This is a genomic window from Vibrio sp. SCSIO 43153 (assembly GCF_023716625.1).
Classification (GTDB): Bacteria; Pseudomonadota; Gammaproteobacteria; order Enterobacterales; family Vibrionaceae; genus Vibrio; species Vibrio rotiferianus.
The window spans coordinates 1,235,873-1,256,365 of the sequence record NZ_CP071855.1 but is presented as its reverse complement, the minus strand read 5'-3'; the positions used below and the strand labels follow the sequence as shown (position 1 = coordinate 1,256,365).

Here is a 20,493-nt window from a genome sequence, read left to right as displayed (position 1 = left end):
ACCTTGGGTTTTCTAATTCTGGGTACAGATAAGCCATACCATCACATTGGCTCGCTCATCCCTTAGATAAATGATTTAAAGGAGCCCACCCCCATTCACCTAACGCCCCAACCTTCTCGCACCATATCCAGCCATTTAGCTCATATTCTTCGACAAGTTCATCGCCCACTGACAGCGTGTGTTCTTTTGCAAAGTAATCTTTGCGCACCAGAACATCGCAGCCTTCAATTGTAAGTATTTGCTTTGGCACCCAGCCTTCTTTCCCGACGCCTTTACAGAATACCCAATTGGCCCAATCCCCATTTGGGTCGGACTCTTCAATAAATTGTAATTGTTCACCTTCAGACACCTGTATCGGATCCTTTGGTGCATCTGTGTACTCTTTGATTACCTTATATTTCATGGTTTTATTCCTGATCGGCTCTTAGCGCCTGTTGATTGGCTTAGCAATGCAACCTAAACGTTGCTTAGCTCAGAGGAATTGAAGGAAAACATACGGACTTCATCACGTGGGAACCACCCCAACTTCTCATAAAATGCTTGCGCATTAAGGTTTTCATTAGCAACAAAAAGGTGAGTTTTCGCAATCCCTACTTGAGACAACGCATCCACTGCACTTGAGATAAGTCGAGCACCAGTACCCAAGCCTCGGCACTCAGGCTTAACCGCTAAATGTTGAACATAACCTCTACGCCCATCTGTCCCGACTAAAATGGCGCCGACAACCACATCACCATCCAACGCAACAAAACTCAAACCAGGATTGCGTTCTAGATATTTGGCGATATTTTCTTTGGAATCGGCATCCCTTAGCAGCATGGCTTCTGTTTCAGACCACAACGCAATAACCTGATCATAGTCTGAGATTTCCATTTCTCTTATCACAGTAAACTTCCCTAAAAACAAAATGATGCAATTGCTCTTTACTCTATAGACACATCAAGCGGCTTACCAGCCAGTTTTGTATAAAAATGCCAATAGTTACGCATCAATACGAAGGAGTCGAAAATGCAGGTTTAACTTGAGGGTGCTTGAATTCGGTCGAATAAAAGATGAGATATTTGAGCCTATTAAGCTATTGTTTTTGCGCAATCAGAAAGTCTTTTTGCAAGCGCAATAGGCTCAAGTGCAAGTAAGAACATAGTGTGACGCACTTACCTGTTAACGCGATTACCAGTTACAAGTATCGTTTCGTTTTGGATCTAGCTTTAGGCTGGTTTCAGTGAACCACTGTGAGGTAAATCCATCAGCAGGAAATAACTCTGTTCTGTCGTCTGAGATCTTAAAAGTGAACTTGCCGTTCGAGTTCAACACGACGTAGTTACCATCGTCTTTCACCTCAATTTGGTACAGTCTTGGAGCCATGCCAGCGTATGCTTTACCGCTATCACAGAAGATAGCTTCATCCATCAAAGATGACTCATCTTGGTTAACATAAACCCCTTCCAACCATTCAGCAGCAAAACAGCCATTAGCAACCAAACCTAGCGAACAAAGCGATAACAACAGTGATAATTTTTTCATTGTTTCCTCTATATAATCACTTATCTATCCAAGTGGCTTCATCACAAATAATTTAGCCACCTCATATGAATCGTGATTAATATACTAATTTTATATATTCAGCTCTAGTGGATTAAATAGGCATTTTTTGTTTCCGAATTAAAATCACAAAGGGGCTGAATTTTATTAGATGCCTTATCTAATACTAACTTTTATAAACCAAAAACAATCTATATTGTTGATTTAATAGACAAAAACAATCAAGAGCTTAACTCTTGGGTTTGTTGTGAACGACATAATTCCCAGTATCTGTCATCCTGAACAGCGAGGGACGAGCATGATTCAGGATCTACCCACTGAGAGCTGTGAAGTTCTAAGATTATCGCTACTTCCCAGCGAGTTGTGAGTAGATTCCTAGTCTCGCTTAAACTCGCTGGAATGATCCTAACTTTAGTTTATGGTGTCGAACCTAAGTTTTAGTATTAGCCAGCCAACTCTTTTCGAATGATCTCTGCGCCTGCGCTGAGTGCATTCAGCTTCGCAGTTGAAACTTCACGAGATAGAGGCGCCATGCCGCAGTTGGTGCATGGGTAAAGTTTGTCCGCATCGACGTACTTAAGCGCTTCGCGCAGTGTTTCTGCAACTTCTTCTGGTGTTTCAATCTCGTTGGTTGCTACATCAATTGCACCAACCATCACCTTCTTGCCTCGGATAAGTTCTAATAGTTCGATAGGTACACGCGAGTTGTGACACTCAAGCGAGATAATATCGATATTGGATTTCTGCAGCTTCGGAAATACCTCTTCGTATTGTCGCCACTCAGTGCCCAATGTTTTCTTCCAATCCGTGTTGGCTTTGATGCCGTAGCCATAGCAGATGTGCACTGCGGTTTCGCACTTGAGCCCTTCAATAGCGCGCTCTAAACAAGCAATGCCCCACTCGTTCACATCATCAAAGAACACATTAAATGCGGGCTCATCAAATTGGATAATGTCGACGCCTGCCGCTTCAAGCTCTTTGGCTTCTTGGTTAAGAATTTTTGCGAATTCCCAAGCCAGTTTTTCACGGCTCCCGTAGTGATCATCATACAGTGTGTCGATCATCGTCATTGGCCCCGGTAGCGCCCACTTGATCGGTTGTTTGGTTTGCTGACGTAAGAACTTCGCATCTTCCACAAACACAGGTTTGGTTCGGCTTACTGGGCCAACGACCGTCGGTACACTCGCGTCATAGCGATTACGAATGGTCACGGTTTTGCGGTTTTCAAAGTCTACTCCGCTAAGGTGTTCAATAAAGGTTGTCACAAAGTGTTGGCGTGTTTGTTCACCGTCACTGACAATATCGACCCCTGCTAGTTCTTGCTCTTGTAAAGAGACACGCAGCGCATCGCGTTTGCCATCAATTAGCTCGTCGCCTTGCAGTTTCCACGGTGACCAAAGCGTCTCTGGTTGAGCCAGCCAAGAAGGCTTAGGTAAGCTGCCCGCCGTTGAAGTCGGTAATAGTGTTTTCATCGTTATTCCCTTCTAGATTCTCGTTATTGATTACGCGTAATTTGCAGACCATTGCTCAAGGATCGCTTGATAAGGCTTGATGAAGTGCTCCTCAGCAAACTTCCCTTGCTCTTTCGCAAGCTGGCTGCGCTCTTCGCGGTCATAAACGATTTGGGTTAACGAGTGATCGAGATTCTTCAAGTTCGGTTGGTAACATTGACCGGCTACCGCGTTCGCGTTGTAAATTTCTGGGCGATAAATCTTTTGGAACGTCTCCATGGTACTGATGGTGCTGATAAGCTCTAGATTCGAGTAGTCATTCAACAAGTCACCGAAGAAGTAGAACGCTAACGGAGCGACACTGTTTGGCGGCATAAAGTAGCGTACCTGTAAGCCCATCTTTTTGAAGTACTGCTCAGTCAATGACGATTCGTTTGGCTGGTATTCAAAACCCAACACTGGATGCTGGTTGTCAGTGCGGCGGTAAACCTTGTTGTCCGACACACTCAAGCAAATCACTGGCGGCTTTTGGAAATGTTGTTGGTACGATTCTGACTTCACGAACGCTTTAAACAGCTTGCCGTGTAGCTCACCAAAATCAGCGGGGATGCTAAATCGAGGCTGGTCTTTGTTGTGGTCTAACAGTAGAACGCTAAAGTCGTAATCACGCACATAAGAAGAGAAGTTGTTACCGACAATACCTTCGATACGTTCGTTGGTTTTGCGGTCAATAATGTTGGTTTTAAGCACTTCGATGGAAGGGAACGCTTCACCACTACCTTGGATATCCATATCCACCGAGATGATTTCCAACTCGACACTGTAACGATCGCCATTTGGGTTATCCCAATGTGCCAAGGCATTAAAACGATTGTCGATCATGCGCAGTGCATTGCGGAGGTTATTTTGGCGGCTGTCACCACGAGCTAAGTTGGCAAAGTTGGTCGTGATGCGCGTGTTGTCTGATGGTTGGTAGTTCTCATCAAAACGGATGCTTTTAATAGCAAAGTTGAAATCGTTATTCATGGTGAGTTGGTATCCTATTTCCTTAGATAAACGCTGACTGATTCCTAACTCTGTTCTTGGGGATGGTTGTGTTTTTTGATTTTCCCAATCGTCAGTGTGTGCAGCGTTTACTTCGAAAATTCAGTTCAAAAACAGCTGTCACAGTGGCTAACACCAGAGCAGTCTGTTTTTTATACTTGCTTCGTTATTTGAATAACATTGGTAATACTTCACGTTGAACATGAAGGAATTTCATGGTTTGAGGAAAAAGCCTGTCTAGTGCGCGTTACGCATACAGTCGATAAAGACTTCCATTGCAGGCGTGACACACTTCCCGGCATGGTAGCCACACAGCGGTTTGATCATTTGAGGTGCGTCGGTAAACGTGAGCTCTTGCAGGCAGCCCTCTTGCAGTTCTTTTTCTACAGTGAAGCGAGGCAGATAAGAGATACCGATATTACTCTCTACACAGTTTTTGATGGTGTTAATACTGCTTAGCTCAATCATGTTATCGATGCTGATGTTGCGCTCTTGGATGATGCTCTCAAAGGTCTGACGAAAAAGGCACTTAGGACCATTACTGATGAACCCCAAATCAATGTGTTGATCTCTTTTCTGTAAATCCAATCCTGTTAACAACGGCGAAGCGACAAGGACTAACGGCTCTTGTTCAAACTCATGTACGTTGAGTGCATCATCATTACCGACACGATAAAACACACCCAAATCGGCTTTATCAGCAATCAATTCATCACGAATCTTGTAGCAGTTTTGTGATTGCAAAGAGAGCCTGACCTTCGGCGCTCGTATTCTGAATTCCTTCAAAACATTGGCCATTTTATAAGCGAGCTGAGTTTCTGCGATTAAAACCTTCAGCTCCCCTGTCGGCTCAGAGCTCTCTTGTTGTGCCGTGCCTTCAATGTTTTCCATCACTCGTGCGAGCTCATAAACGTACGGAAGGATCTTTTCTCCTGCCTGCGTCAGCACCATTTTTCGACCGATCTTTTCGAACAACTGCAATGAGAGATCTTGTTCTAACTGTTTGATCTGAAAAGTCACTGTCGACTGAGTGCAATAAAGCTTTTGCGATGCTTTAAGAAACGAGCCTTCCTCAACAATGGTTTTAAACGTAAGGAAACGCTTTAGATTCATGACCAAACTCCTAACCGTATAGTTCGAAAAGTTAAAACTCTTAGTTTAAATATATTCAATTTTTTAATTGATTAACGCGAAGTATAGTGCACAAAAAACAGGAGAGATAGAGATGAGTGCCATCTACACCGCATTTTTCACCTACGTCATCATTACTTCGATCACGCCGGGTCCCAACAACATTTTGTCGCTCAGTGTTGCAACCCAGCACGGGCTAAAGCGATCTACCAACGTCATTTCTGGGATGTTCTGCGGCTATATTGTTTTGATGCTGCTGTGTGGCGTTTTCACTTACCACATGGTCAGCCTGCTTCCTGTGATTACACCTTGGCTCACATGGGTGGGTGCGGCTTACATCATCTGGTTAGCTTGGGGAATTGCGACAAGTGATATCAAAACCGCATCACAAGATTCTGAGGGCATCACTTTCTTGACGGGCTTTGGTTTGCAGTTCGTAAATGTGAAAATCATTCTGTACGGCGTTACATCCATCTCAACATTCGTGTTGCCTTACACACAAAACATCTACTGGATCTTAGCCACCAGCCTAGTACTCGCGTTTATTGCATTGGCCAGCAACTTGATCTGGGCGATTGCAGGCAAACTTCTTCAATCGCAATTCCAGAAATATGGCAAAGCGATCAATATGACCTTAGCGGCGACACTGATTTACTGCGCGGTACAGTTGTTTGCTTGAGGTTGGGGTGATGAGACGCAGCGATTTCTGCGTCTCGAATTTGTAGTGAAGAGGTTATTGGCTTTGAGTGTACCAGCTCAAAGTTGGATAATTATTAGTTTCGGACAATCGAAAATTAGCAAATTATGAATAACTAAGATTACCGCAAATTGGGAGAAGCCTACGTATTGGTTTGAAGCAGTGGGCTAAAGTTTTGTAGGGCAGCTATTGCTATGCTCTAAACCGCATTAAGGCGTCTTATCCTCAAATGGTTTGTCTGACACATCCCCTTTACCATCATATAGGACGGTAACTACAGCGACGCTTTTAGGGTGCCTATTGGGGGAAGGGACTATCCATCCATTAGGGTCTGCACCTTCGTTAACCGTGCAGTCATCATTTGCAGATTTCACACACAAAATAGAATACAGAAGCATAACTTTGTCATCATTAACAAGAAGCTTCATGACTGGGTTTGCACGATGGTTCTTGTAGTAATGGTTCATTGTTTCTATTTTTTGTTTGGCAAGCTCACTGTCTATCACATCATCAATTCGAAACCATTTAGTATCATAATTCTCATCGAAATTACCCCATTCTGGCTTCCAACGCTTTTGCCACTTTTCACGTGATGAGCCGCCACCAACCCCATTTTCCCATTTGCCTTTTATAGCGCTAGGAACACCAATACCAATGCTTGCACTAGCACAACAGCCTTGGACGCTCCCATACGCAAAGTTTGCACCTCCACCATAAATATCACTGACCCACATATCACGAATAAAATGTGGACCACCTAAAGACCCGGCATTGCCAATGCTCGCAACTGAAACAGGCTTACTCTCAAAGCAACCATTCAGTAAAAAGCACATGCTTACAGCAATTAAAAATTTATACTTCATTATCAAATACCACTCGCTTGAGTTGGTTACCTTCTTTCGTTACCGCATTAACAATACTGTCCATTGCAGTCTCACACCCTGCATTGATGAGTGCATCATGAGGACGATGTATCCATTCCTTTCCGTATTGGCTAATCTCACCTTGCCAATGTGTCGCTGCAATGCTTCCTAGCGGTTGAGCTAATAACTTTTCATTCAACGTTTTTAAAGCCACATCATTTCCTGTCAATTGGCTAAAATCTTGAGGATAGGCGAGCTTTTCGTCATCCCAATTCACACCTGCGACCTCTGCCTGCTGTTTCATTCTTTCTAATGGCAAAGCCGAAAGAGCATTGCTAATAGGCTGAAGCTCGTAATAATAGAGAATGCCATTCACCAGTGTCACAACACCATATAACCCCTTAGTGCGGCATTCCAAATTCCAAGCATCTTGAGCGTGCTTGTATAGGCGTTCGCTGTAAGCGGCGGCTCCATAAACATTCTGTTGTGCTTGTATCTCTTCTCTTATGGATTCTGTTTTTATTAGCTCACGATTATAAGTTGCAGACAGAGGCATCCCATACCTTTCAGGTAAACCTTGCTTTGCATACTGCTCTTTTGAAGGATAACCGCCACCAATGTCTGTGTGACAGCCAGCAAACACTTCCTCATAAAAGTTAGATGGTAGAATGCCATCGCTAGGAAGCAGTGACGTTAGAGGGAAGTTCTTTCTGTATTCGTGATGAGCACTTATCTGGAATACACGCTCCGCACAACTAGTATCAAGTCCTAGTTCAAAATTGCCTTCATCGTTGTTTCCAGCCAGATAGAACGAGCCTACGGTATCGAACAGCCCTAAAAAACGAACACTACAGGTTCGTGTTTCGTCAGGATAATAACCATGTTTACGTTGGCTACTGATATCTTCTTGGTGTGACAATAAGTTTGGGAAAACTTCACCGAATGCTTCACCATCTCGCGGCTTGTCATAATCAGGTAGTCCATCTTTAACGGCATTAACAAAGTGACGAGCTAAAGCCGCGCCGCGACTAAAGCCGAAAACGTCGAACTCAATGTGCGTTATATCGTGAAATAATTGGTTGTCTTTTAAGTACTGGATAATGTTAAAATACTGCTTTGTCCAGTTTTGCCACTTGTAAAATGCCCCTGTTTCGTCCGCGACAAGGTTGTAGGCTACGTCAATGAACGTCGATGTTTTCTCTAAATTGTTTGGGCTAACACCAAACGCTTGCGCTAAATCGACCTCATCTTTTCCTTCATCTATCAAGGTTGGAGTTTGCCACGCCCCATCCACAGTCCCGACCCCAGCAACATAAATTTTATTGGTATCATCATCTAATGGGTAAATTTCAAATAGCCGTGCCACATTGGTGCGTGATTTTACCCCACGTGTTTCTTTGTAGAGATCATTCAGATGGTTTTGCCCAGTTCCATCAAAGAACACCCCAATTCGTAGTATTTTTTCTTCGACTTTTTTCAAGTTAACTACAGGAATGTCTTTTTCGACCAACCTTTCGTTACTAATTGAGACTATTGACGTATTAGCTAAATAGTGATCTGTATAGTCATAATATGTATTCAACGGTTGATTAAATCGCTTAGGACGCTCAGGAGGTATCTCGTAAACGGATTCCTTTTCAATGCGTTGAGGTTGCGATTTCTGTACATTCAAAGAATCACCAAGCGATAAAGACATCGGATCTGCGTCATACTGCGGATTGATACCTAACAAAGCTTTTGGAGCAAGACCGTACTGCTTGGCAATCTTCGCCCACGTTTCTCGTGATCCTGTTTCGGGATCAGTTTGAACAATATGATGAAGTAGCTCTGGCTGTTTTTGCTCGGCTGGTTTCTCTGCTACGGTTCGTTTGATTATGGGATGTTTGGTCGCTTCAAGTAATTGAGGAATATCTAACTTCACTCCATGCTCATTCAGCCACTCTTCGGTCAAGTTATCTAACTCATCACGAGTAATTTGTCTTTGTAGGTAAACAAGATACTGATTTTCAATAACCTTGCCACCTAGCTTCCAAAAGACCAGAATGGCAGATTGGTCCGTGTTGTAACCCCTTTCAGGATCAAGACTCTGATGCGAGCTTAGAGTGGCATAAAAATCCCAACGTTTATCACCCAGTAAACGGTACTCTTGTACCAACTTGCAATCATGGAAGTGATAATAAAAGCCTTCGGTAGGGAACCCTAAACGTTCGCCCAATTGCACAGTGGGTGTCACGGGAATAAATCCTTCATCAGCGACTTGTGTGCCGATACTCCTGACTTTGACGAGATGCGTGGGAGAAACTCCCATAGCACGAGAAGCAACTTGGGCGACAAGTTGTTTAGGTTCATCAAATGCAGTCAATATAGTGTAGCGGGTGCCATGTTCTGTTTTTGTTTCAACCCAACGACCTAGCTCCACTTCATTCTCTGTATTGGCCAAAATAAAGTGGCAGTTACCCACTTTACGTACCGAATCTTGAGAGCACGTAATTTCAAAGCTGTATTCATACTTTAGCTTAGGAGGTTCATCTGAGTAATCAGGTAATGGAGGCTCAGGAATATACGTAGGCATAGGTAACGGCGGATAGAGATTCTGACTGCGACTGTAACCAGCACTACTTTCATTCATTCGAGTTCTATCCAGCAATGCACTTTGTGCAGCAGGCTCAACATTATTGGTAGCTTGGGGGTTCAAAGCCCACGTATTGCTACTCCCCATCGCTCCTGATTCAGACAGCAGCATCGGTGTTGAGGGTGAATCTGTCAGTAATACAAGGTGTCCTTGCCTTAACTGCTCCATAAAAGCTTTAAACTCCATGCCTGATGGAATGACTGCCTTTAACTCGCTTTCAATGAGTTCATTAAAGCCACCTTCAACGTGTCCAAACTCATAAGCCATTAACTCTGTGATCTGTACAACTCGATAGCTCATATCACCTTGACCTGATTAAATATTTTTACGACTTCATGTTAACTGATACGCCATAGATTGCACATCGAAGTTGAAAAGCATTTATTGAATGAGATTCACACATTGACATGAAGATATCGTGGTTTAGCCATTGAAAAACGCCATTCACTACTGAAGGTGGGATGATGGTTGGGGGAGAGGTTTTTCATACTAACGCGCAATCGAGAGCACGTACCGCCTAAAGCCCATAATGATGATGCTTTTTTCCCCTAGGCTCGGATTAGATTTGATGGGGAATGCACGCCTTAAAAATAAATAGAGCATTAGCTCTGATCAATTTTGGGGCATTTCGTATCACACGCCCCGTCAGCGCACTTTTTAACACCGATTGTTTATCTCAATTTACCCAAATCTCTCACGCGACTAACGCTTCCCCCGACTTCCCTTTTCCACCACTTTCAACGATACTCTTGCGCCTTATTGTTCAGTTGGAAAACTTCATGCCTCAAGCTAACTCCGTTGTCGTACTCGACTTTGAAACCACAGGTCTGTCTCCGAATATGGGGGATCGCGCGATTGAAATCGGTGCGGTTAAGATCGTCGATGGTGAGGTGGTCGATAGTTTTCAGCAACTTATGAATCCTGGCTTTCGTGTGAGCTCATTTATTGAGGGTTACACAGGTATAACCAATAACATGCTGCGCACAGCGCCGAGCTGCGATGAAGTGATGGCTTCGTTCAGTGAGTTTATTGCGGGAGAGAATCTTATTGCGCACAACGCGTCGTTCGATAAGCGATTTCTGGATGCAGAACTAGAGCGAATCGACTGCGGTTATTCTGGCGAGTTCGCGTGTTCTTTATTGGTGGCACGACGCCTTATTCAAGATGCACCGTCACACAAGCTTGGTGAGTTGGTTCGTTATAAGAACATTGAAAACGACGGTGTATTCCACCGCGCGTTAGCCGATGCACAGGTAACGGCAAAGCTGTGGTTGTTGATGGTAGAAGAGCTTGAGCAATCCGGCATTGCAGCGCCAAGCTTCAAGTTTATGCAGACGGTAAGTAAAACAGCGAAAGGAAAAGTGGACCAGCTACTGGCTAAAAGCCGCGCTTAGTTCGACTTCTTGGCGTATCTTCCTACTTGCCTCTATTTAATCAGTTCTGATTCTGTCCTATTGGACAGACAAATTTTGTTATAACGCTTGATAACGACATTGAGATTTTCGTCTTGTTATCAAGCGTTCATCTTATGTGATTCAAACTCACTTAAGCAGATTGGAACCTGCTCATCTAGTATTGAATAAGTGCCCTACTTATTCGCCAACATGCGTTTTTCAACGGTTGCAAGTGCATCCTCAATCGATTGTCTGTCTGTAAGTACATCCGCAATTGCAGCTTGTTGACCAAACCAGAATGGCATCATTTGAGGGATATTAGGCATTACTTCACCTCGAATTGCATTCTCATAGGTTGCGGCCACTCTAAAGTCTTTCTTTAGTTCTTCATTGAATGATTTCAATGCAGGTACACCAATTGGTTTATCGTTATTCATGTAGCGAAGACCATCGTTGGTCAGAAGGTAGCTTTCGATAAACTCTCTTGCCAAATCTTCATTTGGTGTGGCAGAGCTAATGCCGGCGGTCAAAACACCCACAAATGGCTTGGATGGGTTACCGTTGAGTTTGGGAAGGACAGCCAACCCATAGTTCATTCCGTTTTTGTCCAAGTTAGCCCATGCCCAAGGGCCATTGATCGTCATAGCTACCTTGCCTTGATTGAAGGCAGACTCAGCATTAGCATAATCGGCATCAGCGATGATGATCTTGTTATCGACGAGCTCTTTCAAAAATGCCATCGACTTATGAGCACCTTTGTTGTTTACCCCTACATCTTTTGCATTGTAGCCTTTGTCATTTATACCAAAGGCATAAGCACCATTAGTGGTTAACAATGGCCAAGTAAAGAACGGAGATTTAATATCCCACATAATGGCTTTCTTGCCTTGTTTGGATAGCTCTTTATCTAGGGCGTAAACATCTTCCCAGTTCTCAATTGGCTCTGAAATAATGTCTTTGTTATAAATGAGTGAAAGCGTTTCCGCCGAAATCGGGTATCCGAAATACTTACCATTGAAGTTCATTGCACTCCAAGTAAAGGCTTCAAATTTACTTTTGTATTCCTCGCTAGGCTTAACTTCACGAACAAGGCCAGCTTGAGCGTAACCACCAAATCGATCGTGAGCAAAGATCATGATGTCTGGCCCCTGACCAACCGCAGCACGACTCTCGTATTTCACTTCTAGTTTGTCAGGGTATTCCACAACTAAGTTAATACCCGTTTCTTCAGTGAATTTCTTACCAATTTCGATAATGCCGTTGTAGCCTTTGTCACTCGGCACCCACACTGTAATTGTGTCTTCTGAGAAAGCGACAGCGTTTGAAGAAGTTATTGCCAATAATGTAGCGATACTAAGCGCTTTTAGTTTGTTCATTGTTTCACCTTATTATTACTGTTGTTCAACCACTGCTTTAAATCCATAAGGTTCCAAAGTAATGACTGTTTTATTTAACGTAACTGCAGCTTGTTTCGATGAAAAATTAATGCAAATAATGACTTTGTTTTTTTCTTTTTCACGAGAAAAAACAATAACTTCACCGTTTGAAGCTTCTAGAATCTCTGGTACAGAACCATATTGGCCGTTCCATAATGCTGGGTTGTTTTTCTTTAGGAAAAACAGTTCTTTGATTAGCGGTGTAAAGGCGAATGTCTTCCAATCGATGGTATCTTTTTCAAAAAAAGCGAGCTTTTTGCCTAATCCCGACTCTTGCCCGTTATAGATCAATGGCATGCCGTGAAATGTCATCGTCAGCGCCAAATACGCTTTCAATGCATCGCCGAAGATTTTCACATCGCACTCATCCCAGGAATTTTTGTCATGATTCGTAGTAAAAGCCATACGATAAGCATCATATGGGTAACGCGACACCTCTTTTGATAGGTACTCTTTGAAGGATGTGATGATTGGTTTACCAGCAGCCACCGATTTCATAACGTCGTAGAAATCCCAGTTATAAGTCATATCAAACGACTTTTCATGTAGCTCCACCGTTGACCATTCAGCAAGCATGAAGACTGGCTTAATTTCATCCAACGTTGCTCTTACGCGCTCCCAAAATTGGGTTGGAACAAGACCCGCGACATCACAGCGATACCCATCAATGTTAGCCTCTTGAACCCAATACTTAAGAGCGTTTTCCATTTCGTCCCAGAGTGGCTTCTGAGTGTAATCGAAGCCCACGACATCATCCCAATACTCAAGCTCTTCACCGTTATCATAGACGTACGAATGGATCTCTCCTTGGGCATTCTTTAGGTACCATTCAGGATGCTCAGTAACCCAACGGTTATCCCAAGCTGAATGGTTAGCGACCCAATCCATAATGATGTACATTCCTAACTCATGAACGTCATCCACTAGAACTTTGAAATCATCTAAAGTGCCAAGCGTTGGACAAACTCCATAATAATCTTTTACAGAATATGGGCTTCCCAAGCTCCCCTTACGCTCTTTTTCACCAATAGGATGAATGGGCATTAGCCATATAATATCTACACCCAACTCTTTTAGACGCGGAAGGTCTTGTCTAAATGACTGAATGTCTCCTGCTTCTGAATATTGTCTAAGGTTGACCTGGTAAATATTGGCCGATTTTGACCACTCAGGATGCTGAAAGCTTGTATTTACAGTTGCCAATTTAACTCTCCGTGTAAACGTTAAAATTTTTATCGTTGCTGTGTCGAACTACGTCTAATGAGCTCGACGGGTAATATGGTTTGAAGCTCTTCGATCGGTTTGCCATCAAGCAGAGATTTCATTTTTTCTGCTAGTGGCTTTGAAGAGTCATTAATTGGAGACAATGTCACTGTGAGCGGAGGGTTGAATTTGGCGCTGTTAAGGTGAGCTAGCACGTCATCATGTGCAACGACAGATATGTCTTTTCCAACTTCCAGTCCGCTTTGTTTAATTGCTTGATAGCATCCCAAGGCCAAGCTGACACTTGAGCATACGATTGCCGTCGGAATGAAATGATTGTTGGGGTTAAGCAATGCCATTGTGGCTTCAAAACCTTCATGTTCAACAACGGATACGTTGACAACCTTGCTTTTAATATTTGCGACTCTTCTTTCAAAAGCCGCTTGACGCTGCTGAGCAAACGCTAAATGTGTTGGGGCGTTTATGAACGCGATCTTCTCGTGACCAAGCTCTATGAGATGGTCTACTGCAAGTGTGGCGACTTGTTCATTATCAATATCGTAAAAAGCATAGTTAGGTTTAACCTCTGAGCGACCATGAACGACGAACGGGAAGTTTTTTTCCAATAAATATTTGATTCGCGGGTCATCAACTTCTGGCGCTTTTAAAATCAAACCGTCAACCGTTTTTTTTGAGACAAATTGTTTAATGGTAGAGAGCGCGTCGCCTTTCACAGAAGAACCGATGAGTAGATGGTGATTTAATTCCGCAAGGTAAGAACTGATCGAGGCAAGCTCTTCAACATAGGTTGGAGCATCGACTAGTTCGTTCGTTGATTTCAAAATCATTCCAATCATCCCAGAACGGCCAGTAGCCAGTTGTTTTGCACTCGCGTTTGCAGAGTAGTCAAGCTCTTTGGCTGCTTTAAGAACGCGTTCACGAGTTTTCGCTCCTACTTCAGGGTAACCATTTAGAGCTCGACTTACTGTCGCCTTTGATAACTTAAGATGTTCGGAAAGTGTTTTGATAGTCGTCATCATTTTCGCCAAATATTTAAACCGGTTTAAATTTAGAGCCAAGAACAATTTAGGACAATAAGAACAATCACTTATTGTGATCACCACCTCTAACTGTGCAAGAAATTTAAACCGGTTTAATTTATAGACAATCGAAGAAAAATGATTAGCCGATCATTAGGCGACAATTTATGGACTTTGCGATAAGGATAGAAAGAAAGGGTTAAGCAATTCTGATTTAACCAACCAAAATTGCTTCTTGTTTAGAGCTGTTTATTAGAGGAACTCAAGTCTATAGGAAGACTTTTTAAGTCGGCACTCTATCCGAAATCACCTTGCCATCTTTAATGGTGATGATGCGTTTGGTGCGCTCTGCTAGGGCGTTATCGTGAGTTACGATGATCAACGTTCTGCCTTCGGCGTGGAGTTGATTGAACAAGGCTTCAATCTCCGCACCAGATTTCGAATCCAATGCCCCTGTTGGTTCATCCGCTAAGATGATTTGCGGATCGTTGACCAAGGCTCTTGCAATCGCGACCCTCTGTTTTTGACCGCCAGAAAGCTGGTTTGGTTTATGGTCGAGACGGTCCCCTAGCCCCACTTGTTCTAACAACTTCGCGGCACGTTGGCGACGCTCCTTGGCTTTGATGCCAGAGTAAACCAAAGGTAATGCCACGTTATCCAACGCTGTCGCGTATTCCAACAAGTTAAAGCTTTGGAAGACAAACCCTATCTTTTGGTTGCGAATACCCGCTAGGTCGTTCGCGCTTAAACTTGCCACGTTTTGACCACCTAGTTGGTATTTACCATCGGTCGGTTTATCTAGGCAGCCGAGCATGTTCATTAGCGTTGATTTCCCCGAACCAGACGGGCCAAGAATCGAAAGAAACTCACCTTGATTGATGGTTAAGTCAACGCCGTCTAGCGCACGTACTTCCGCCTCTCCGCTAGAGTAGTATTTGCAGATGTTGGTTAGCTCAACAAGTGGTTTGTTCGACATCTTCTCTCCAGAATTCTTATTATTATTCACTTTGCAGTGCCTCCAACGGGCTCACTTTGGCAGCTCGGTTTGCAGGCAACCAAGCGGATGCAACACCGATGATCACCAAGGTGGTAATCACAATCGCGACGACAATCCACGACAGCTCCGGGACTGGTTTACCAAGGTGTTCATAGAACACGTTACCTTCTAGGTTGATGGCGCTGATTGCCGATACCAACGCGTAAGTCACGCCTAATCCCAATACGCCACCTAACATCATGGTCATCAGTGATTGGACCAAATAGTGCAAGCGAATCGCCGTTGGTGTAGCACCGACCGCCATTCGTACGCCGATGTCTCGGGTTGAACGCTTCACGGTCGCGTACATAACGTTGGCGATCCCCACGCCCGCAACAGCAAGGGTGACAAAACCGATGATGCCAAGAAAGCTTTGCAGGCCAATCAAGAACTGCTGCATGCTTTTCTGTTTGAGGAACATGTCTTCCACTTGCACCACTTGCTCATCACTGACACTAGCGCCATGTTTGCGAGCAATGACTTGGCGAATGGTCTCTGCGAGCTTTTTGCGGTCGGTGTTAGCTTGTGGCTCCACGTTGATGCCGCCAATATCGCCATTGGTATGAAAGCGCTGCCACGTTGCTAACGGCACAAAGCTGGAATAATTGATTTGGTCGCCCTGCTCAATCTCGGCACTGCTCTTCTTCAATACACCAATCACGGTGAACTCTTCACTGCCAATCTTGACCTTTTCCCCCACGGGATCGGTTTGCAGTGTCACTGGCGCGAACCAGCTGAAGTCATCGACAGGGTTAAACAAGTCTGCCGCGAGCGAATAACCCAATACGACCACTTTGCGCATCTGCTTTTGATCGAGTGGGTTTAGCCAACGTCCGCCATCCATTGGCGTTAGGTTGGTCATTGACGCAAAATCTGTAGTGACGGCCAATGGCTCTTGCCATGAGCCTCGGTCGCCCACAGTAATGCGCTCATTCCAAATTGCGGTCGGTGCAACGCTCTTCACTTCAGGAAGGGCTTTGACCACATCGGTATCGTCAACTTTTAAGGTTAAGAATTTGCCTTGGTGAAAAGCGCCATAATCGACCGTCGCCATGCCACCCGTTAGGTAAATCAGGTTCCCGTTACCATTTTGCGCGGTTCTTAATACGCCCTGACGAATGCCCTCGCCCACGGCCAGCATCGCGGCGATACACAAGGTCGCCCACGCCACAGCAAGAATGGTTAAACCTAAGCGAAGCTTTTCTGCCGCCATTTCCTGAAAGATTTGTCTCATTGGTAGCAACATGATTATGCCCTCGCACTCAAAGCAATTACTGGAGTGAGTCGCGATGCTCGTCTCGCTGGGAAGTAAGACGCTAACAACGCCAGAACCAGTGTGACTAACAGTGACCACGCAATAGAATCTGGTGTGATTACAGGGAAACCTAGCCACTCTGGTAAGGTAATAGAGCCTAACAACGCCACCACCATATACGCGACTAATAAGCCAAGTGCCGTACCGACAGCCACCAAGAACAAGCCCTCCAGAATGAACTGGCTAAGGATGGATTTTTGTGTCGCGCCTATTGCCAAGCGCACGCCGATTTCTCGCGTTCGCTCTGTCACTGAGAGGAACATAATGTTCGCGACACCGAGCGCCCCAACAGCCATGGTCATTGCGCCACTTGCCCCAAGGAAGATTTGAATGCCTCGGAAAATGCCCGTGATTAGCGCAGCACCTTCACTAAAGTCCGGTAGGTTGATCGCTTCTTTATCGGTTGGGTCAAAGTGCAATTGCTTAGCGTAGAAGTTGACAATGGCTTGTCGGAAAGCGGGACCATTCATACCTTCTGTTGGCTTAAGCAATAGCATCCACGGTTTGGCACCCCACAAATCGAGATATGTGGTTTGCGGAATAAAGACTTTGCGGCTGTCGCCGAATGAAATGCCTGCGTCTTCATCTTTGATGATACCAATCACCAAGAAGGGAATGCCGTTCACTTTGACCATTTGCCCAATGCCGATTTCACCCATCTTGGCAATTTGATCACCAAGCACGGCAACACGCGTGTGGTTAGCGATATCAGTTGGTGACAGGTTGCGCGAGCCAGACTCCAACTTACGTTGAATGAGGGAGAAGTAAGACGGGTCAATACCGCTGACGTTACTGGTCAGGTTCTGGCCTTTGTCATTGGTGACGCTCGCATCCCATTTGGCATAAACGCTCGACGCAGCCTCGACAAAGCCGGACTGCTTGATCATATCGACTTTGTCTTGCGGGATCTGAATTTGACGCCTTGAAGGTAAGCCGTGCCATGGTTTGCTGGTGCTCGACGGAAACGCGATTTGCACGTTGTTGACCATAAACGACAACTGCTGAGTTTGATGGCGATAAAAGCCCTCACCCAGTGCAATCAGCACCACCACGGATATCACGCCCCAAGCAATGGCAATGATGGCGAGCATGCTTTTCATGCGATGCGCCATCAGCGTTTGCCACGTTTGTTGCAATAAACTGGTCATGAATTAAAAGCTCGGGAGATCAGTGCCATGGTGTCGTCGTCTAGCTTGCCTGCAGTTTGCAGTAGACCGATGCGCTGACGCCAGTAGTTGTACAAGTTGCTTTGCAGGCTATTTTTGGCCTCAAACAAGTTGTTGTGCGCGCTAATGACTTCCGATACTTCTAACATACCCGCATCGTAAAGTTTCTCTTTGCTGCGCAGCACTTTCTCACGAGAGGTAACCAGTTCGTTTGCCATCAAGACTTGGTTCCAGTTGATGTCGACTTGAGTAAACTGCTGGATAACGCGCTTTTGAATGTCGATTTCGACTCTGCGTAAATCTTGCTTGGCACTGAGGATATTCAAGGATGCTTCGTCGACTCTTGCACGCGTTGCACCATTCAGATCGATCGGCACGCTTAGAGTAATGCCAGCGTTGAACTCTCCGTCTTTGCGTCGGTCATCATCGTTATACCCGACGTTCCCTTTTACTGTTGGGTAGTAACCACCTTGAGCTGAGTCTTTGGCAAACTCACTGGCTTTTACGTTTTGCGCAGCCACTAACAACTCGGGGCTGCTGTCTTTGGCAAGCTTTAACCATTGCTCTTGAGAGTCCACCATCATTGGCGGTTGAATAAGAGAATCGGTGCGAATTTGGTCAACGCTTTGTGGGATCTGATTGATCAACGCAGCAAGCTCGGCACGTTTGACTTCCAAATCAGACCTTGCACTCAAGATCCCCGCTCTATCAGCCACTTGAGTCGCACGGATCTCTTCGACATCAACGGATTTAACCTTACCAGCGCGGTAACGCTTCTCGATGATCTTCAGCAGTTTGTTGCCTTCTTCCAATTTGGATTGCGCCAATTGCAAATCGCCTTGTGCGCTCGCGACATCCAAATACGATGAAAGCAGTCTTTGTGCTAAATCATTATGTGATTGAGCCAGTTCTAATTGAGCCTTGATGTAATTGGCGTTGGCTTGGTCTAGATCGGACCACAAACTGCTATCCCAAATGGTTTGAGAAAGTGATGCACCGTAGCTGTTGGTGTTATCGGCAGATTCACTCCAATCCGCTGATGCCGTCGCACTCAAACCCGGCAGTAATGAACTGCGGCTCGCATCCACACCCACTTCACCGAGTTGCACGCCAATCTTGGCTTTCTCGTAATTTGGGTCACTCTGTTTCGCTTGTTGCCACGCTTGTTCAATTGAAATCGCATAGCTTGGTAAGCTGAGTGTTGCGGCTAAGATCGCGCAACCAATTTTAGACAAATGCAGCTTAGCCATGCGCGGCTCCCATCATCATGCTGTTATCGATGATCTCTTCGTTGAGCTCAACACCATCCAATACTTCTACATTGATGCCGTCTGACAAACCAAGCTTCACTTTCTGTTTGTGGAAGCCTTGTTCTGAACTATCTGGAATCAACACGTTTGGCGTATCACCATCAAATTGCAGCGCACGCTCAGGCAGCGTTAATACGTTCTCTGATTTCTTCAGCGTGATTTGCGCGTTGGATGAGAAGCCTGAGCGAAGCAACACTTCTTGTGGGATCTTCAGCTCACCTACTTCGACTTCAAAACCGTTATCGAAGCTTTTTGCCGACGCATTACCTTCTGGCGAGTTTAGGTTCTCTGATTGAATTGCAACTTTAGTCAGGACGCCGGAGATTTCTACATCTGGATACGGCGCAACGGTCAGCAATACCGGCATGCCCGGAGAAAGCTGCGCTGCATCATGCTCGCTTACGCTGCCTTTGAAGATCAGGCTGTTCATGTCGGCCAGAGACATCATTTCTGTTGCAGCTTGGCTGGATTCGGTTGAGATGATTGGCTCACCCACTTCCACTTTGCGGTTCAATACTGTGCCATCAATAGGCGCGTAGATGGTAGAGGTCAAACGTGCGTTACCAATCGATGCTTCACCGCTGCGGATCAATTCTAGGTTCTGGCGTTTTTGAAGCACGTTCGCTTGAGCCGATTTCACTGTCGAGCGCGCACTAACGTATTCATCGTAGTTGCTTGGAATGATGTCTTGCTTCACCAAACTCTCTAAGTTAGCAAGCTTTTGCTTAGCGGATTCGAGGTCCGCTTCACTGCGCATCAAATCCGTGGACGCATCCGTAAGTGCCTGTGGCGTTGGGTTCGGACGAACCTTAATCAATGGCTGGCCTTGTTTCACTTTCTCGCCAACTTGGACGTAAATCTCGCCGACGATACCGTCAATTTGCGACTTAATCGAAACTGAGTGTGCAGGGACAATATTGCCGACTGCGACCGCTTGTTTCTCAATGGTTCCCTTTTCCACTGCCAGAGTCGGAAATGCCTCTGGTTGAGCCGAAGATTGCAGATAGAAATACGCACCGCCGCCAAGCAATGCAACGCTCACAGCAGCGACAAGCCAAGTTTTTGCCATCATTGATTCCAATTATTGTTTTGTAGTCTTGTGACCATCTCATGAACATTAAGTTCTAAGGATATCGTGGTTTGAAGCCGCTAAGATTGTCATATTTAGTAAGGTTTTGTCAGGGCGCTTTGACAATAAGCAGGATGAATAGCTGAAATCGGCGTTAAACGCTT

18 protein-coding genes are annotated in these 20,493 nt (G+C 45.0%); 2 read left to right on the top strand and 16 right to left on the bottom strand.

From position 1 onward, the window contains the following. Nucleotides 1–55: 55 nt before the first annotated feature. From J4N37_RS05735 to J4N37_RS05710, 6 genes are all read right to left on the bottom strand, one after another. Complete coding sequence (locus J4N37_RS05735; RefSeq protein WP_010447429.1) at nt 56–403, bottom strand: SH3 domain-containing protein; 348 nt, start codon at nt 401–403, stop codon at nt 56–58. A gap of 53 nt (nt 404–456) precedes the next feature. Continuing rightward, on the bottom strand, nt 457–873 hold the full coding sequence (locus J4N37_RS05730) for a GNAT family N-acetyltransferase (protein WP_045387896.1): 417 nt from the start codon (nt 871–873) through the stop codon (nt 457–459). Nucleotides 874–1,170: 297 nt separating this feature from the next. Further along, entirely contained in the window at nt 1,171–1,524 is a 354-nt protein-coding gene (locus J4N37_RS05725; protein ID WP_252041888.1) for a hypothetical protein, read from the bottom strand. Between the two features lie 461 nt (nt 1,525–1,985). Next, a complete protein-coding gene (locus J4N37_RS05720) occupies nt 1,986–3,014 on the bottom strand; it encodes a methionine synthase (protein ID WP_038880590.1) in 1,029 nt (342 codons plus the stop codon). Nucleotides 3,015–3,044: 30 nt separating this feature from the next. Then, a complete protein-coding gene (locus J4N37_RS05715; protein WP_252041886.1) occupies nt 3,045–4,019 on the bottom strand; it encodes a DUF1852 domain-containing protein in 975 nt (324 codons plus the stop codon). A gap of 255 nt (nt 4,020–4,274) precedes the next feature. Then, the gene (locus tag J4N37_RS05710; protein ID WP_252041885.1) at nt 4,275–5,150 is read right to left on the bottom strand and encodes a LysR family transcriptional regulator; all 876 of its coding nucleotides are present in this window, start codon (nt 5,148–5,150) and stop codon (nt 4,275–4,277) included. Between the two features lie 112 nt (nt 5,151–5,262). On the opposite strand from J4N37_RS05710, the gene eamB reads away from it, so the two are divergent. Next, complete coding sequence (eamB, locus tag J4N37_RS05705) at nt 5,263–5,847, top strand: cysteine/O-acetylserine transporter (RefSeq protein ID WP_010447421.1); 585 nt, start codon at nt 5,263–5,265, stop codon at nt 5,845–5,847. 227 nt (nt 5,848–6,074) lie between these two features. Here the strand turns inward: eamB and J4N37_RS05700 are convergent, their stop codons facing one another. Both J4N37_RS05700 and J4N37_RS05695 read right to left on the bottom strand, forming a co-directional pair. After that, entirely contained in the window at nt 6,075–6,728 is a 654-nt protein-coding gene (locus J4N37_RS05700; RefSeq protein ID WP_252041884.1) for a hypothetical protein, read from the bottom strand. Then, complete coding sequence (locus J4N37_RS05695; RefSeq protein ID WP_252041883.1) at nt 6,718–9,627, bottom strand: DUF2235 domain-containing protein; 2,910 nt, start codon at nt 9,625–9,627, stop codon at nt 6,718–6,720. The genes J4N37_RS05700 and J4N37_RS05695 overlap by 11 nt, the downstream gene beginning before the upstream one ends. Nucleotides 9,628–10,139: 512 nt before the next feature. Here J4N37_RS05695 and J4N37_RS05690 point away from each other — a divergent pair. Then, nucleotides 10,140–10,754, top strand: a complete 615-nt coding sequence (locus J4N37_RS05690) for a 3'-5' exonuclease (protein WP_010447410.1) — start codon at nt 10,140–10,142, stop codon at nt 10,752–10,754. Nucleotides 10,755–10,948: 194 nt separating this feature from the next. Here J4N37_RS05690 and malE read toward each other — a convergent pair whose 3' ends face one another. The 8 genes from malE to J4N37_RS05650 form a co-directional block, all read right to left on the bottom strand. After that, the gene (gene malE / locus J4N37_RS05685) at nt 10,949–12,130 is read right to left on the bottom strand and encodes a maltose/maltodextrin ABC transporter substrate-binding protein MalE (RefSeq protein WP_252041882.1); all 1,182 of its coding nucleotides are present in this window, start codon (nt 12,128–12,130) and stop codon (nt 10,949–10,951) included. Nucleotides 12,131–12,145: 15 nt separating this feature from the next. Next, the gene (locus tag J4N37_RS05680; protein ID WP_252041880.1) at nt 12,146–13,393 is read right to left on the bottom strand and encodes an alpha-amylase family glycosyl hydrolase; all 1,248 of its coding nucleotides are present in this window, start codon (nt 13,391–13,393) and stop codon (nt 12,146–12,148) included. Between the two features lie 29 nt (nt 13,394–13,422). Continuing rightward, nucleotides 13,423–14,514, bottom strand: a complete 1,092-nt coding sequence (locus J4N37_RS05675) for a substrate-binding domain-containing protein (protein ID WP_252041879.1) — start codon at nt 14,512–14,514, stop codon at nt 13,423–13,425. Nucleotides 14,515–14,716: 202 nt separating this feature from the next. Continuing rightward, nucleotides 14,717–15,409, bottom strand: coding sequence for an ABC transporter ATP-binding protein (locus J4N37_RS05670; RefSeq protein ID WP_252041878.1), 693 nt, complete (start codon nt 15,407–15,409; stop codon nt 14,717–14,719). Nucleotides 15,410–15,431: 22 nt separating this feature from the next. Continuing rightward, complete coding sequence (locus J4N37_RS05665) at nt 15,432–16,715, bottom strand: ABC transporter permease (protein ID WP_005443345.1); 1,284 nt, start codon at nt 16,713–16,715, stop codon at nt 15,432–15,434. A gap of 2 nt (nt 16,716–16,717) precedes the next feature. Beyond that, complete coding sequence (locus J4N37_RS05660) at nt 16,718–17,932, bottom strand: ABC transporter permease (protein ID WP_252041877.1); 1,215 nt, start codon at nt 17,930–17,932, stop codon at nt 16,718–16,720. Then, complete coding sequence (locus tag J4N37_RS05655) at nt 17,929–19,200, bottom strand: TolC family protein (protein WP_252041876.1); 1,272 nt, start codon at nt 19,198–19,200, stop codon at nt 17,929–17,931. Before J4N37_RS05655 ends, J4N37_RS05660 begins: the two co-directional genes overlap by 4 nt. After that, entirely contained in the window at nt 19,193–20,329 is a 1,137-nt protein-coding gene (locus J4N37_RS05650) for an efflux RND transporter periplasmic adaptor subunit (protein WP_020197206.1), read from the bottom strand. Before J4N37_RS05650 ends, J4N37_RS05655 begins: the two co-directional genes overlap by 8 nt. Nucleotides 20,330–20,493: the final 164 nt, after the last annotated feature.

Coding starts and splice junctions, on each gene's coding strand:
- J4N37_RS05715 (WP_252041886.1), bottom strand. CDS start 4,019: ATGAATAACGATTTCAACTTTGCTATTAAAAGCATCCGTTTTGATGAG.
- J4N37_RS05660 (WP_252041877.1), bottom strand. CDS start 17,932: ATGACCAGTTTATTGCAACAAACGTGGCAAACGCTGATGGCGCATCGC.
- J4N37_RS05690 (WP_010447410.1), top strand. CDS start 10,140: ATGCCTCAAGCTAACTCCGTTGTCGTACTCGACTTTGAAACCACAGGT.
- malE (WP_252041882.1), bottom strand. CDS start 12,130: ATGAACAAACTAAAAGCGCTTAGTATCGCTACATTATTGGCAATAACT.
- J4N37_RS05735 (WP_010447429.1), bottom strand. CDS start 403: ATGAAATATAAGGTAATCAAAGAGTACACAGATGCACCAAAGGATCCG.
- J4N37_RS05710 (WP_252041885.1), bottom strand. CDS start 5,150: ATGAATCTAAAGCGTTTCCTTACGTTTAAAACCATTGTTGAGGAAGGC.
- J4N37_RS05700 (WP_252041884.1), bottom strand. CDS start 6,728: ATGAAGTATAAATTTTTAATTGCTGTAAGCATGTGCTTTTTACTGAAT.
- J4N37_RS05695 (WP_252041883.1), bottom strand. CDS start 9,627: ATGGCTTATGAGTTTGGACACGTTGAAGGTGGCTTTAATGAACTCATT.
- J4N37_RS05730 (WP_045387896.1), bottom strand. CDS start 873: ATGGAAATCTCAGACTATGATCAGGTTATTGCGTTGTGGTCTGAAACA.
- J4N37_RS05655 (WP_252041876.1), bottom strand. CDS start 19,200: ATGGCTAAGCTGCATTTGTCTAAAATTGGTTGCGCGATCTTAGCCGCA.
- J4N37_RS05720 (WP_038880590.1), bottom strand. CDS start 3,014: ATGAAAACACTATTACCGACTTCAACGGCGGGCAGCTTACCTAAGCCT.
- J4N37_RS05650 (WP_020197206.1), bottom strand. CDS start 20,329: ATGGCAAAAACTTGGCTTGTCGCTGCTGTGAGCGTTGCATTGCTTGGC.
- J4N37_RS05670 (WP_252041878.1), bottom strand. CDS start 15,409: ATGTCGAACAAACCACTTGTTGAGCTAACCAACATCTGCAAATACTAC.
- J4N37_RS05725 (WP_252041888.1), bottom strand. CDS start 1,524: ATGAAAAAATTATCACTGTTGTTATCGCTTTGTTCGCTAGGTTTGGTT.
- J4N37_RS05665 (WP_005443345.1), bottom strand. CDS start 16,715: ATGTTGCTACCAATGAGACAAATCTTTCAGGAAATGGCGGCAGAAAAG.
- eamB (WP_010447421.1), top strand. CDS start 5,263: ATGAGTGCCATCTACACCGCATTTTTCACCTACGTCATCATTACTTCG.